12 protein-coding genes are annotated in these 14,322 nt (G+C 68.6%); 8 read left to right on the top strand and 4 right to left on the bottom strand.

The window, feature by feature from the left end; translation table 11 throughout:
* From polA to G6018_RS15150, 4 genes are all read left to right on the top strand, one after another.
* Window positions 1–1,640, top strand: a 1,640-nt coding sequence (gene polA / locus G6018_RS15135) for a DNA polymerase I (RefSeq protein ID WP_182640061.1), incomplete at its 5' end; no start/stop codon positions are given.
* A 113-nt stretch (window positions 1,641–1,753) separates the two neighbouring features.
* Window positions 1,754–2,656, top strand: coding sequence for an ABC transporter substrate-binding protein (locus G6018_RS15140; RefSeq protein ID WP_182609456.1), 903 nt, complete (start codon window positions 1,754–1,756; stop codon window positions 2,654–2,656).
* Between the two features lie 8 nt (window positions 2,657–2,664).
* The gene (locus tag G6018_RS15145; protein ID WP_095717232.1) at window positions 2,665–3,645 is read left to right on the top strand and encodes an amino acid ABC transporter permease; all 981 of its coding nucleotides are present in this window, start codon (window positions 2,665–2,667) and stop codon (window positions 3,643–3,645) included.
* On the top strand, window positions 3,642–4,403 hold the full coding sequence (locus G6018_RS15150) for an amino acid ABC transporter ATP-binding protein (protein WP_277817788.1): 762 nt from the start codon (window positions 3,642–3,644) through the stop codon (window positions 4,401–4,403). The genes G6018_RS15145 and G6018_RS15150 overlap by 4 nt, the downstream gene beginning before the upstream one ends.
* A 27-nt stretch (window positions 4,404–4,430) precedes the next feature.
* On the opposite strand, the gene G6018_RS15155 is transcribed toward G6018_RS15150, so the two are convergent.
* Complete coding sequence (locus tag G6018_RS15155) at window positions 4,431–5,285, bottom strand: class I SAM-dependent methyltransferase (protein ID WP_182640062.1); 855 nt, start codon at window positions 5,283–5,285, stop codon at window positions 4,431–4,433.
* A gap of 43 nt (window positions 5,286–5,328) precedes the next feature.
* Here G6018_RS15155 and rpsA point away from each other — a divergent pair, with 43 nt between their 5' ends.
* Both rpsA and coaE read left to right on the top strand, forming a co-directional pair.
* Window positions 5,329–6,810, top strand: a complete 1,482-nt coding sequence (gene rpsA / locus G6018_RS15160; protein WP_095717229.1) for a 30S ribosomal protein S1 — start codon at window positions 5,329–5,331, stop codon at window positions 6,808–6,810.
* A gap of 159 nt (window positions 6,811–6,969) precedes the next feature.
* The gene (gene coaE, locus G6018_RS15165; protein ID WP_182609454.1) at window positions 6,970–8,052 is read left to right on the top strand and encodes a dephospho-CoA kinase; all 1,083 of its coding nucleotides are present in this window, start codon (window positions 6,970–6,972) and stop codon (window positions 8,050–8,052) included.
* Between the two features lie 59 nt (window positions 8,053–8,111).
* Here coaE and G6018_RS15170 read toward each other — a convergent pair whose 3' ends face one another.
* Both G6018_RS15170 and G6018_RS15175 read right to left on the bottom strand, forming a co-directional pair.
* Window positions 8,112–9,662: a DUF4185 domain-containing protein gene (locus tag G6018_RS15170; RefSeq protein ID WP_182609453.1), complete on the bottom strand. Its 1,551-nt coding sequence runs from the start codon at window positions 9,660–9,662 to the stop codon at window positions 8,112–8,114.
* 1 nt (window position 9,663) lies between these two features.
* A complete protein-coding gene (locus tag G6018_RS15175) occupies window positions 9,664–11,067 on the bottom strand; it encodes a DUF4185 domain-containing protein (protein ID WP_259847481.1) in 1,404 nt (467 codons plus the stop codon).
* Between the two features lie 121 nt (window positions 11,068–11,188).
* On the opposite strand from G6018_RS15175, the gene uvrB reads away from it, so the two are divergent.
* Window positions 11,189–13,324, top strand: coding sequence for an excinuclease ABC subunit UvrB (uvrB, locus tag G6018_RS15180; protein WP_095717225.1), 2,136 nt, complete (start codon window positions 11,189–11,191; stop codon window positions 13,322–13,324).
* 92 nt (window positions 13,325–13,416) lie between these two features.
* Entirely contained in the window at window positions 13,417–13,866 is a 450-nt protein-coding gene (locus tag G6018_RS15185) for a universal stress protein (protein ID WP_179525163.1), read from the top strand.
* Between the two features lie 51 nt (window positions 13,867–13,917).
* Here G6018_RS15185 and G6018_RS15190 read toward each other — a convergent pair.
* Window positions 13,918–14,322 (bottom strand): DUF732 domain-containing protein (locus tag G6018_RS15190; RefSeq protein ID WP_187701140.1); only part of this gene is annotated, 405 nt, incomplete at its 5' end.

A 14,322-nucleotide genomic window follows, 5' to 3' on the forward strand; every position in this document is an offset into this window, starting at 1 on the left:
GACATATCGACCTCGCACGGATCGGCCCCGCCGACGACCAGGCTCTACAGGCGTGGTTGGCCGACGACGCGGTGTCGAAGGCGGTACACGATGCCAAGGCCGCGACCCACGCCCTGATGGGCCGGGACCTCCGCCTGGGCGGTGTGACGCTGGATGTGGCACTCGCCGCCTATCTCGTCCGTCCCGGTCAGCGCAGCTACGGCCTGGCGGAGTTGTTCCAGCGCCACCTGCAGCGTGAGCTCCCGGAGCCCGAGGCGGCGGAGAAACAACTGTCGCTGCTGGATGAGGTCAACGAGTCCGAGGCCGAGCAGCAGGCGGCCAACTCGGCGGCGACCCGCGCCCGGGCCGTGATCGACCTCGCCGAGCGCCTCGACGTGGAGCTGGAGCAGGTGCACGGTGCGCAGCTGCTCGCGGATATGGAACTGCCGCTCGTGCCGGTGCTCGCGCGGATGGAGTCGATCGGAATCGCGGTCGACTCGTCGGCCCTGGACGACCTCCGCGACGGGTTCGCCGACCGTGGGCGTGACGCGGCAGAGGCGGCCTACGCCGCGATCGGGGGCGAGCAGATCAACCTCGGTTCGCCCAAGCAGCTCCAGGTGGTGCTGTTCGACACCCTGGGCATGCCCAAGACCAAGAAGACCAAGACGGGGTACACCACCGACGCCAAGGCGCTGGAGGAGCTTCTCTCCAAAGAAACCGGGGACACCCCGGGACGGGCCTTCCTCGAGGCACTGCTGCTGCACCGCGAGGCGACCAAGATGCGCACCACCGTCGAGGGGCTGATCAAGTCCATCGGGGACGACGGGCGCATCCACACCACGTTCAACCAGACGGTCGCCGCGACCGGGCGGTTGTCCTCCACCGATCCGAACCTGCAGAACATCCCGGTCCGCACCGAGGACGGCCGACGGATCCGCAAGTCGTTCGTCGTGGGCGAGGGCTACGACTGCCTGCTCACGGCCGACTACAGCCAGATCGAGATGCGCGTGATGGCGCACCTGTCCGGTGACGAAGGACTGATCGAGGCGTTCCGGACCGGCGAGGACCTGCACTCCTTCGTCGGCTCCCGGGCGTTCGGGGTGCCGATCGACCAGGTCACCCCCGAGCTCCGGCGCAGGGTCAAGGCCATGAGCTACGGGCTCGCCTACGGGCTCAGCGCGTTCGGGTTGGCCGCGCAGCTCGGCATCAGCCAGACCGAGGCCCGCGAGCAGATGGACGCGTACTTCTCCCGCTTCGGGGGAGTCCGCGACTACCTGCACGCGGTGGTGGACCAGGCCCGACGTGACGGCTACACCGAGACGCTGTTCGGTCGTCGGCGCTACCTGCCCGAGCTCAACTCGGACAACCGGCTCAAGCGCGAGAACGCCGAGCGTGCGGCCCTCAACGCCCCCATCCAGGGCACCGCCGCGGACATCATCAAGGCGGCGATGCTCAAGGTGGACGCCGACCTCGACGAGCGGGGGCTGCAGAGCCGTCTGTTGCTCCAGGTCCACGACGAACTGGTGCTCGAGGTGGCGAAGGGCGAACTCGAGGAGGTCCGCGAGCTCGTCGTCGACCGGATGTACTCCGCCATCGAACTCAACGTCCCGCTGGACGTCTCCACGGGCACGGGGCCCGACTGGGACTCCGCGGCCCACTGAGTAACCAGTGGGTAACCACTGACGCCAAAAGCGGGCGGTGCGTTTTGTGGTGCTCGACGTATGCCCTAGGTTCATTGCAGATTCGGCTACCCGACGCCTGAAAGGGCACGCACATGACCCTCACCTCACGGCGCGGCCTCCGTGCCGCACTGGCACTGACCGCCACAGCGGCCCTCACGCTCACCGGCTGCACCACCAACACCGAGGGTCCCGAGGACTCGGGAGAGCCGAGGCAGGAGGTCTCGCTCGAGACGGACGACGAGATCGCCGCCCTCGTACCGGCCGAGATCCGCGAGAAGGGCGTGCTGGTGATCGGCACCAACCCGCCGTACGCGCCCAACGAGTTCAAGAACGAGCGGGGCGAGATCGTCGGCTTCGACATCGACGTGATGACCGCCGCCGCCCAGCTCATGGGATTGCGTGCGGAGTTCCGCGAGTCCGACTTCGAGAAGATCATCCCCGCCATCGAGGGCGGCACCATGGACATGGGCGCCTCGTCGTTCACCGTCAACGACGAGCGGCTGCAGACCGTCGACTTCGTCACCTACTTCGAGGCCGGCATCCAGTGGGCATCGGCGGCGGGCACCGACGTCGACCCCGACGACGCGTGCGGCCTGAGCGTGGCGGTCCAGCGCACCACGGTCTCCGACCAGGAGGACGTGCCCGCCCGCAGCGAGGCGTGCGTCGCCGCCGGCAATCCCCCGATCGAGAAGGTCCAGTTCGATTCCCAGGACGAGGCCTCCACCGCCGTGGCGCTCGGCAAGGTCGACGCCATGTCCGCCGACTCGCCCATCTCGGCGTACGCCGTCAAGCAGTCCGAGGGCAAGATGCAGCTGGCCGGGGACGTCTTCGACTCCGCCCCCTACGGTTGGCCCGTGCGCAAGGGGTCCGAACTGGCCGCCGCGCTCGAGGCCGCAGCCGACAAGCTCATCGAGACCGGTGACTTCGAGAAGATCGCCCAGAACTGGGGCCTCGAGGACGGGTTGATCGACGACGCCGAGATCCGGAAGGGCTGAACCGGTCGGTGAGCACCGCGCAGAACCGCGCCTCGGCCCCCCGAGACGCTCCTGACCCCATCGAGGCGGTGCCGCTCCGGCACCCGTGGCGGTGGGTCTCGGCGACTATCGTCCTGGTCCTGGTGTTCCTGTTCATCTGGGGCGCCGCGACCAACCCGGCCTACGGCTGGGGCACCTACGGCCGCTACCTGTTCGACACCCGGTTCGGCATGGCGGTGTTCTACACCATCGCGCTGACGGTGCTGTCGATGATCCTCGCCGTCATCCTGGGGGTCATCCTCTCGGTGATGCGGATGAGCAGCAACCCGGTGCTCAAGGCCGTGGCCTGGGTGTACCTGTGGATCTTCCGCGGAACACCCATCTACGTCCAGCTGCTGTTCTGGGGCCTGATCTTCACGCTGTACCGGCAGGTCCAGTTCGGCATCCCCTTCACCGACTTCCAGATCGTGCGCTTCGACGACACGATGGTGTTGTACTCGGCGTTCTGGCTGGCGGTGGTGGGTCTGGCCATGAACGAGGCCGCCTACATGGCCGAGATCGTGCGGGCGGGTATCTCGTCCGTTCCGGAGGGCCAGGCCGAGGCCTCCACCGCGCTCGGCATGTCGTGGGGACAGACGATGCGCCGGACGATCCTTCCGCAGGCCATGCGGGTGATCATCCCGCCGACCGGCAACGAGTTGATCTCGATGCTCAAGACCACCTCACTCGTCGTGGCCATCCCGTTCTCCGGCGAGCTCTACGGTCAGGCCCGCGACATCTCCGGGGTCAATTTCCAGCCGATCCCGCTGCTGCTGGTCGCGGCCACCTGGTACCTGGTGATCACCAGTGTGCTCATGGTGGGGCAGCACTTCCTGGAGAAGAAGTTCTCCCGCGGCGCCACCCGCCAGCTCACGGCGAAGCAGTTGCGGGCGCTGGCAGAGGCGGACGGCCTCACCCCCTCCGGGCTCGCCGCGGCCAGAGGGACCGACCAGTCGGGAGGAATGCCATGACTCCGATGGTCAGGGCCGAGCAGGTCTGCAAGAGCTTCGGCTCGCTGAGGGTGCTCAAGGGCATCGACATCGAGGTGGCCGCCGGGGAGGTGCTGTGCCTGGTCGGCCCGTCCGGGTCCGGCAAGTCCACCTTCCTCCGGTGCATCAACCACCTCGAGCGTGTCGATGCCGGTCGGTTGTACGTCGACGGCGACCTGGTGGGGTACCGGGAGAAGGGCGACAAGCTCTACGAGATCTCGCCCCGGCACGCGGCCAGGCAACGCCGGGACATCGGGATGGTGTTCCAGCACTTCAACCTGTTCCTGCACCGCACCGCCCTGGAGAACGTCATCGAGGCGCCCATGCTGGTCAAGGGCGAGTCGAGGGCCGAGGCCTCTGAGCGGGCCAGGGTCCTGCTGGAGAAGGTCGGGCTCTCGGCGAAGGCGGACGCCTACCCGGCGCAGCTGTCCGGTGGTCAGCAGCAGCGGGTGGCGATCGCCCGCGCGCTGGCGATGGAGCCCAAGCTCATGCTGTTCGACGAGCCCACCTCCGCGCTGGACCCCGAGCTGGTCGGTGAGGTCCTGGGCGTCATGCGGGATCTCGCGGACGCCGGGATGACCATGATCGTGGTCACCCACGAGATGGGCTTCGCCCGGGAGGTCGCCGACACGATCGCCTTCATGGACGACGGAGTAGTGGTCGAGGCCGGCCACCCGTCCGAGGTACTCGGGGCGCCCCGGCACCAACGGACGCAGGACTTCCTGTCCAAGATCCTGTAGCCGGCCCCACGGTCGTGTCGCCGGCGGTCAGGGGAGAGTGGCCACGAAGATCGCGGTGCCGGGGAAGATGCTGCCGCGCAGCGGGCTCCACTGCCCCCATTCACGGTCCAGCCATTCCGGCCACTCGGGCTCGATCAGGTCCCGGACCACGAACCCGGCACCGACCAGTTCCCGGATCCGGTCACCAGCCGTGCGGTGGTGCTCGACGTAGGTGAGGTCGCCCTCCTCGTCGTACTCGGTGTAGGGCGTGCGGTCGAAATACGGGAACGCGGCCACCAGCCCCTCGGGCCCCGGATCGTCACGGAAGATCCACCGCATCGGGTGGTTGACGGAGAAGACGAACCGTCCGCCGGGTCGGAGCACGCGTGCGGCCTCCGCCATGACCCCGGCGGTGTCCGCCACGAAGGGGATCGCCCCGAACGCGGAGAACGCGACGTCGAAGCTGTCGGCGGCGAACGGCAGGCGGCCGGCATCGGCCTGGATCAGCGGCACTCCGGCTGCCGGACCCGTCGACCTGCTCGCGGCCTCGGCACCCACGCGGAGCATCCCGGCGGAGAGGTCGACGGCGACGGCGCGGGCCCCGCGGCCGGCGATCCACCGGGAGCACGGTGCGGAACCGCACCCGATCTCCAGGACGTCGCGGCCCGTGACGTCACCCAGGAGATTCCAGTCGCCCTCGTGCAGGCCCTCGGGACACCAGACGAACTCACCGTCGGGGGAGTGGGCACCGAGGAAGTCGCCGTGTTCGTCGTGGTACTCGACCGCTTCGGTGTCCCACCACGTGCGGGAGGCGCGGACGGACTCGCCGTGGTCGGGGGGGTTTGTGGACGTCACGCTGGCAGAGTACAGTTGACCGTCGCGTGCGTACACGCTCGCGAACATCTGTCCACCTACGATTCCTATCCACTCCGGAGCACCCCACCCTATGACCACCAAAACCACCTCGCCGCAGGTAGCCGTCAACGACATCGGCTCCGCGGAGGATTTCCTCGCCGCCATCGACGCCACGATCAAGTACTTCAACGATGGCGACATCGTCGAGGGCACGATCGTCAAGGTCGACCGCGACGAGGTCCTGCTCGACATCGGATACAAGACCGAGGGTGTCATCCCCTCGCGCGAACTTTCCATCAAGCACGATGTCGACCCCGGTGAGGTCGTCGAGGTGGGCGACGAGGTCGAGGCCCTGGTCCTGACCAAGGAGGACAAGGACGGCCGTCTGATCCTGTCCAAGAAGCGCGCCCAGTACGAGCGCGCCTGGGGCACGATCGAGGAGCTCAAGGAGAAGGACGAGGCCGTCAAGGGCACCGTCATCGAGGTCGTCAAGGGTGGCCTCATCCTCGACATCGGCCTGCGTGGCTTCCTCCCGGCCTCCCTGGTGGAGATGCGCCGCGTCCGCGACCTCTTGCCCTACGTGGGCCAGGAGCTCGAGGCCAAGATCATCGAGCTGGACAAGAACCGCAACAACGTCGTGCTCTCGCGCCGTGCGTGGCTCGAGCAGACCCAGTCCGCGGTCCGCTCGGAGTTCCTGCACCAGCTGCAGAAGGGCCAGGTCCGCAAGGGCGTCGTGTCCTCGATCGTCAACTTCGGTGCGTTCGTCGACCTCGGCGGAGTCGACGGTCTCGTCCACGTGTCCGAGCTGTCCTGGAAGCACATCGATCACCCGTCCGAGGTCGTCGAGGTGGGCCAGGAGGTCACCGTCGAGGTCCTCGACGTCGACCTGGACCGCGAGCGCGTCTCGCTGTCGCTCAAGGCCACCCAGGAGGATCCGTGGCGGCACTTCGCCCGGACCCACGCGATCGGTCAGATCGTGCCGGGCAAGGTCACCAAGCTCGTCCCGTTCGGCGCGTTCGTGCGTGTCGACGAGGGCATCGAGGGCCTCGTCCACATCTCCGAGCTGGCCGAGCGCCACGTCGAGGTCCCGGACCAGGTCGTCACGGTCAACGACGACGCCATGGTCAAGGTCATCGACATCGATCTCGACCGTCGCCGTATCTCGCTCTCGCTCAAGCAGGCGGACGAGGACTACACGGAGGAGTTCGACCCGTCGAAGTACGGCATGGCCGACAGCTACGACGAGGCCGGCAACTACATCTTCCCCGAGGGCTTCGATCCCGAGACCAACGAATGGCTCGAGGGCTTCGAGAAGCAGCGTGAGGAGTGGGAGAACCGTTACGCGGAGGCCGAGCGTCGTCACAAGATGCACACCGGTCAGATCGAGAAGGGTCGCGCTGCTGCCGCGGAGGCCGCGGAGGCCGCGCCGACCAACTACTCGTCCGAGTCCGCCCCGTCGTCGTCCCGTCCCGCTGCTGCGGAGACCAGCAGCCCGGCCGAGTCGACCGGTGGTTCGCTGGCGTCCGACGAGCAGCTGGCCGCCCTGCGGGCGAAGCTCGCCGGCGGTGAGTGACCTCGCGGTCTGACGGCGCCACGGGCGCCTGACGGCCCGGACCACGGCCCCGGACGGTCGTCCCACCACGGTGGGTCGCCGACCGGGGCCGTGGTCTATTTGTGCCGGGGGAGATGCCACGGCGGCCGGGGCAGACCCCGGTCACCTAGACTTCGACCCATGCTGATGGTGGGTCTGACCGGTGGAATCGGAGCCGGCAAGTCGACGGTGACGGCAGTGCTCGCGGAGGCCGGTGCGGTCATCGTCGACGCGGACCGGATCGCGAGGGAGATCGTCGAACCGGGCACCCCGGGTCTGGCGATGCTCGTCGCCGAGTTCGGCGACGACATCGTGGGGCCGGACGGCGCTCTCGATCGGGCCGCGCTCGCCGCTCGTGCCTTCGTCGACGCGGAGCGGACCGCCGCACTCAACGCGATCACCCATCCGCTGATCGGGGAGCGCACTGCCGAACTCTTCGGTTCGGCGCCCGAGGACGCGATCGTCGTCCACGACATGCCCCTGTTGGTGGAGGGCGGGATGACTCCCGCCTACCACCTGGTGATCGTGGTGGACACCCCGGCGGAGATCCGACTCCGGCGACTGGTGGAGCAGCGGGGTATGCCGGAGGACGACGCCCGCGCGCGTATGTCCCGTCAGGCGACGGACGAGGCCCGTCGGGCGGAAGCCGATGTCCTGATCGACAACTCCGGCGACCGCGAACCGGTTCGGGAGATCGTCCGGATGCTCGTCGAGCTACGGTTGCGGCCCTTCGAGCACAACCTGCGGACGGGCACACCTGTGGTGGGGGACCGGACAGTGGTGCCGTTCCGGCCGGAATGGGCGGCGGAGGCGGCGAGGGCGACGGCGAGGTTGCGTCACGTGCTGGGGGACGTCGCGACCCGCATCGATCACGTGGGCCCCACCGCGGTCGACGGTCTCGATGCGCCGGACATCGTGGACCTGCAGGTGACGGTGCCCAACGAGGCGACCGTGGAGCGTGCGCTGGCGCTCCTGACCGGTGCGGGATACGTCCGTGACCGCTCCGCCGAACGTCCTCTCCTGCACTGGTGTGACCCCGCCCGGCCACTCGAGGTGTCGATCCTCGCCGAGGACGATCCGGAACACGAGTTCGCCCTGCTGATGGCAGAGGCCATCGGTTCGGATCCGAGCGCGCGGGTGGAGTACTCGGAGATCCTCCGCCGGGCCGACCGCGAGGAGACCCGGGAGTGGGAGCGGACCCTCTGTGAGGCGTCGGACCGCTGAGCGGTCACCCGGCGCGCTCACCCCGCCCTGCTCACCTCTCCCTGTTCACGCCGCCGCGGTCACTCCGTCGGGACCGCACCGTCGACGAGTTCCGACACCGGGACGTGCCTGATCACCTCGGAGGTGGCGGGCCCGGCGGGGGCCGCGGCTCTGCGGAGGGTGCTCGGGAAGACCTCGGACAGACTGGTGCGCACGAGGAACACATTGTAGGCGTTCCACGTGGTGACCAGGTAATACAGATCGTCACCCTGGGCCCACGGATGCATGAACGCGCCGTAGACGCCGGGGAGCATGGAGTAGTCCACGAGGACTGTGGGCCCCGTCCAGGGGCCCTCCGGCCGGTCCGCGGTGCGGAGCACGACGGAGTTGAAGCCCTGGGAGTACATCGCGGTGTACTTGCCCAGATAGTTGTTCCACATCACGGAGAGTTCGCTGGCCGGGCGGGGCAACACCTGCTCGGCGTTCCCCGGGTCGACGACCCAGTCCGTGCCGTCCCAGTACCGGTAGGCGGCCGGATCGAGGACCCCCGCGGCGGGCGGGGCTCCGTCGGTGCCGTCGAGGTCCTCCGCCGACGGCGATCCGGCGAGCGGTACGCGGGCGAGGATCGCGGCACCCTGGCGCCCTGACGGAGTGAGGTACTCATAGAGGTGATCGTCGGCCTTGAGATAGGAGCTCATCTGCGAGTCCCGCCAGGCGGCGTCCACGGGGGGTGCACCCTCGCCGACCGGGACCGCAGAGGTGATCGGCCGGGCCAGAGTGGGTACGACGGTCCAGTTCTCGCCGTTGTCCGTGGAGTAGGCCAACCCCGAGTAGTTGGTGGTCCACGAACCCGGTTGACCCCAGTTGGCGACCGACATGAAGCGCAGGTACTGGACCCCCTCCACCGAGATGCCCGCGGTCGGGATGATCGTGACCTCCCCGGGTAGCCCCGAACGGGGAACGAGGGACTTGGCCAGACCGTCGGGACCGGTCGCCGCTGAGTCGATGGTCACTCCGTCCGACAGGTCGTCGTCACGGGAACGGAACAGGACGTTCGACCGCCACTGGCTACCCGGGATGGTGCAGTCACCCATGGTGTCGCCGAACGCCATGAGGATTTGCGGATCGGTGGGGTCTCCGTTGTCCCACATGATGCCGAGATCGGTTCCGGCCACCCCGTAGCGGCTGATCGACTCGGTGGGACTCGTGGGTCCGGTGACGAGCTGGAGGAACTGCGTGGGACCGCGGAGGACGGGGACGGTGCCCTCCTCCCCGGTGATCCACGGGGGCATCCCGTAGACGGATCCGGTCACCGTGTTCAGGGAGCCCGAGAGTCCGTTGCCCAGGGACCCGGTCTCCAGTTGCTGCACGAGTGAGCCCGAGCGGTCCGCCGAGCCCATGGCCCGCGAGGCGGACCCGAGTGAGCCGGAGGAACCCGAACCGAGAGACGCCAGCGAACCCCCCGCCATGCCGGCGCCGGTCTGGTTCTCGAGCAGGGACCCGAAGTTGCCGAACATCTCGCTGCACGGGCCGGCCGTGGCGGTGCCGACCCCGGTGGTGGCCAGCGTGGCGACGGACGCCGTCACCGCGGCCAGCCCCGTCGCGGCCAGCCGCGATAGAGCGCGGCTCATCTCAGGCCCCCGGGATCGGGAGACGCTCGACGAGCACGGTCTCACCGGTCTCGGCCGGATCTGGGGTGTCACGGGTCCAACTGTCGTCGGCGGTACGCATCCGGGCGTTGGGGTCCGGCAACGTCCGCGCCGGGATCCGGTTCAGGTCGGTCTTCATGAGGAACACGTTGTAGGCGTCCCAGGTGGACATGGTGAAGTACAGGTCCGAGCCCACCGTCTCTACCGCCGGGCTCCAGGGGTGGATGAACGCGCCGTACAGGGTGGGCACGTGGGCGTACGACAGCAGGATGTCCTCGCCCGACCAAGGCCCCTCGGGGGTCGCGGCCTGCCGCATGACGATGTCGTTGTTCGCGTTGGTGTACAGAGCGATGAAGCGCCCCAGCCGCGGGCTCCACGACACGGAGAGCTCACTCACGCGGGCGGGGATCACCGGGGCGGTGGCCCGGTGGTCGGCCACCCACCCGGTCCCGTTCCAGAATTCGTAGGCCGACATGTCCTCGATCGAGCCCGCGGGGACCCGGGCGAGGGTCGCGGCACCACTGCGGCCCGACGGGGTCAGGTATTCGTAGACGTACCCGTCGTGCTCGAGGAAGGCGCTCATCTGACCGGCGGTATGGGTCGTGTGCGGGGCGCCCAGGGACGGCGGGATGAGCTGAGCACTCCCCGTGCCCGTGCGCGCGGTGCCCGACACGGGCGTCCAGTTCTCCCCGTTGTCCTCCGAGGCCGCGAGTGCGGAGTAGTTGGTGATCCACTCGCCGGGGGCACCCCAGCTGGCCACTGACATGTAGCGCAGGTACTGGGTGCCGTCCACCTGCACACCCGCGGTCGGGATCACCGTGACCTCACCGGGCAGACCGGAGCGGGGGAGGATGGACTTGGCCAGTCCCGGCCCCTCCATCGGTGCGTCGTCGATACGCATCCCGTCCGACAGGGTGCGGTCGGACGAGCGGAACAGGATGTTGCTGCGCCACTGGTCTCCCGGAAGACTGCAGTCGCCCATGGTGTCGCCGAGAGCCATCAACACCTGCGGGCTGGAGGCGTCGCCGTTCTCCCAGAGGATTCCCAGGTCGGTGCCGGAGATCCCGAAGCGTTCGACCGTCTTGTTGGGACTGGTGGGTCCGGTGAGTAACTCCACCGTCGTGGTGCGTCCCTGCAGGACGGGGATGTAGCCGCTGTCCCCGGTCGCCCACGGGGTGGCTGGAGTTGCGGCAGGTGTTCCGAGGGATCCGGAGCCGGAGCCGGAGCCTCCACCGGCCGGGGGCCACGGGTCACAGGGCGCGGCGGCCGCGACGGGGGAGAGGACGGTGAGCGCCCCTGCCGCGAGTGTCGCGGCGGTCGCCGTCGCGAACGGCCCAGTCCGGAGGCGGGGACGATGGGTACGACGACGATTGAGGGTCCAGGCCACGGGGTTCTCCAGACGAGACAGCATAGGGTTAGCGAGCTTGGGCGCAGTGTAGTTGTCGCCTCTGACATCCGAGGGACATCGCTGTCGGGCGGGGGTGTGCGGAGCCTCGTAGGCTGAGGGTATGGCATTCGCGACCGAGATCCCCGACGACGGGATCCCCGCAGACCCGACCGTCCTCTCCTATTCCGAGTTCCGTCCCATCGGGGATGTCGAGCGCACCACCGACCGGTTCGAGGTGGTCAGCGAGTTCGTCCCGTCCGGGGACCAGCCGACGGCGATCGCCGAGCTCACCGAGCGGCTGGGGCGGGGAGAGCGGGACATCGTGCTGCTCGGGGCCACCGGTACCGGTAAGTCCGCCACGACGGCCTGGCTCATCGAGCAGGTCCAACGGCCGACCCTGGTGATGGCCCCCAACAAGACCCTCGCCGCGCAGTTGGCCAACGAGTTGCGGGAGATGCTGCCCAACAACGCCGTCGAGTACTTCGTCTCCTACTACGACTACTACCAACCCGAGGCGTACATCGCCCAGACGGACACCTTCATCGAGAAGGACTCGTCCATCAACGACGACGTGGAGCGGCTCCGGCACTCCGCGACGTCGTCGTTGCTGTCGAGGCGCGACGTCGTCGTCGTCAGTTCGGTCTCGTGCATCTACGGTCTGGGCACACCACAGTCCTACCTGGACAGGTCCGTCTCCCTGGCCGTGGGCCAGGAAGTCGAACGCGACCGGTTGCTGCGGTTGCTGGTGGACGTGCAGTACGAGCGCAACGACGTCTCGATGACACGCGGGACGTTCCGCGCCAAGGGTGACACGGTCGACATCATCCCCACCTACGAGGAGCTCGCCGTGCGCATCGAGTTCTTCGGTGACGAGGTCGACGCCCTCTATTACATCCACCCCCTGACCGGAGACGTCGTCCGGAAGGTCGACGAGGTACGGATCTTCCCCGCGACGCACTACGTCGCCGGACCCGACCGCATGGCCAGGGCCATCGCCTCGATCGAGGAGGAACTGGAGGTGCGGCTGGCGGAGCTGGAGAACCAGGGCAAACTCCTGGAGGCCCAACGACTGCGGATGCGCACCTCGTACGACATCGAGATGATGCAGCAGGTCGGATTCTGTTCCGGCATCGAGAACTACTCGCGGCACATCGACGGTCGCGCAGCGGGCAGCTCCCCGGCCACGTTGATCGACTACTTCCCCGAGGACTTCCTCACGGTCATCGACGAGTCCCATGTGACCGTTCCCCAGATCGGCGCGATGTTCGAGGGCGACGCCTCCCGCAAGCGCAATCTCGTGGACTTCGGTTTCCGGCTCCCGTCAGCGCTCGACAACCGACCGCTCACCTGGGAGGAGTTCTCCGACCGGGTCGGTCAGACCGTGTACCTGTCGGCCACCCCCGGCGCGTACGAGATGGGACGGACGGGGGGCGAGTTCGTCGAACAGGTCATCCGTCCCACCGGGCTGGTGGACCCGAAGATCGTCGTCAAGCCCACCAAGGGGCAGATCGACGATCTCCTCGGTGAGATCCGCGCCCGGGCCGATCGGGACGAGCGGGTGCTGGTGACCACCCTGACCAAGAAGATGTCCGAGGACCTCACGGACTACCTGCTGGAACTCGGTGTGCGTGTGCGCTACCTGCACTCGGAGATCGACACCCTGCAGCGGGTGGAGCTGCTCCGCGACCTGCGACGCGGCGAGTACGACGTCCTGGTGGGCATCAACCTGCTCCGGGAGGGACTCGACCTCCCCGAGGTCTCGCTGGTGGCGATCCTCGACGCCGACAAGCAGGGTTTCCTCCGGTCGGCCACCTCGCTCATCCAGACCATCGGCCGTGCGGCCCGCAACGTCTCCGGCGAGGTCCACATGTACGCGGACTCCGTCACCGAGGCGATGCGACAGGCCATCGAGGAGACCGACCGTCGACGCGAGAAGCAGGTCGCGTACAACACCGAGCACGGCATCGACCCGCAGCCCCTGCGGCGCAAGATCGCCGACATCCTCGACAGGGTCGGGGAGGACAAGGACGGGGAGTCGTCCTCCGATCCGCGGGACCGCCCCGAGCTCGTGGGTGCACGGGCGGCGGGGGAGTCGGCGCGGCCACGGAAGGAACTCGAGAAACTCATCGGGGAGATGACCGAGCAGATGATGTCGGCGGCAACGGACCTACGGTTCGAGTTGGCGGGACGGCTCCGGGACGAGATCGCCGAGCTGCGCAAAGAGCTCAAGGGGATGCGCGAGGCGGGAATCGACTGACCCGTCACTGTGACGTCGCGCGCTTACCGGGCACGGCGGGGACCCACGCGCACTACGCTGGGTAGAACTTGTTGCCGACGAGAGGAAGAGAATTGAGCGCCTACAAGAAGGTGGTCGTGGGTACGGACGGCTCGGAGTCGTCCTACCGGGCCGTCGATCGTGCCGCGTCGCTTGCCGCCGACGAGTCCGCGACCCTCGTGATCGCCTGCGCCTACGTGCCCGCCGATCCGCGTTCGGTCAGCCAGGCCGCCGATCAGCTGGGCGACGACGCCTATCAGATCCGCGGTGACAACCCGGCCGAGGACATCGTCCGGACCGCCAAGGACCGGGCGGTCGCCGCAGGGGCGTCGACGGTCGAGGCGCGCACCGTCAAGGGCGCGCCGGTCGAATCGCTCATCAAGCTGGCCGACGAGGTGGACGCGGATCTGCTCGTCGTGGGGAACAAGGGCCTCAACTCGCTGACCGGCCGGCTCCTGGGGTCGGTGCCCGCGGATGCGGCCCGCCGGGCCGTCTGCGACGTGCTCATCGTCCACACGACCTGAGCCGGCGGGCGACCCGGGTCCGGGCGACCCGGATCGGTGAACCGGGGAGCGTCAACCGCAGAGGTGGGCCCGGCTCGCATCGATGATGGCCCGGCCCACCTCCGCGGTGTCGCGCTCCGGATCCTGCGCGGCGATCGCGCTGGTGAGCGGGCGGAGGTGATCGAGGATGGTCTCGGTGTCGGACCCGTCGGAGATGCTCCGACAGATCCCTATCCCCACCTCGACGGTGGTGGCCGCGGTCATCTCCGTGGGTAGTCCGAACGCCGTCAGGTCGTCGAGGAAATCCTGCTCGCTGCCGTTCCTGGCAGGGCCTCTCGGGCCGACGGCGGCGGGCCCCCCGGCCTCGGCCTCGGCGCCCTGACCGGTGGTCTCCGCTCTCACGGTCCGGTCGGTCGCCTCCTCCGCGGGCCCGCAACCGCCGCCCACCGCGAGGACCGCGCACAACGCCACGGCGGA

Source organism: Dietzia sp. DQ11-44 (genome assembly GCF_014145205.1).
Taxonomy (GTDB): Bacteria; Actinomycetota; Actinomycetes; order Mycobacteriales; family Mycobacteriaceae; genus Dietzia; species Dietzia natronolimnaea.

Coding starts and splice junctions, on each gene's coding strand:
- rpsA (WP_095717229.1), top strand. CDS start 5,329: ATGACCACCAAAACCACCTCGCCGCAGGTAGCCGTCAACGACATCGGC.
- uvrB (WP_095717225.1), top strand. CDS start 11,189: ATGGCATTCGCGACCGAGATCCCCGACGACGGGATCCCCGCAGACCCG.
- G6018_RS15170 (WP_182609453.1), bottom strand. CDS start 9,662: ATGAGCCGCGCTCTATCGCGGCTGGCCGCGACGGGGCTGGCCGCGGTG.
- G6018_RS15140 (WP_182609456.1), top strand. CDS start 1,754: ATGACCCTCACCTCACGGCGCGGCCTCCGTGCCGCACTGGCACTGACC.
- G6018_RS15155 (WP_182640062.1), bottom strand. CDS start 5,285: ATGTTCGCGAGCGTGTACGCACGCGACGGTCAACTGTACTCTGCCAGC.
- G6018_RS15150 (WP_277817788.1), top strand. CDS start 3,642: ATGACTCCGATGGTCAGGGCCGAGCAGGTCTGCAAGAGCTTCGGCTCG.
- coaE (WP_182609454.1), top strand. CDS start 6,970: ATGCTGATGGTGGGTCTGACCGGTGGAATCGGAGCCGGCAAGTCGACG.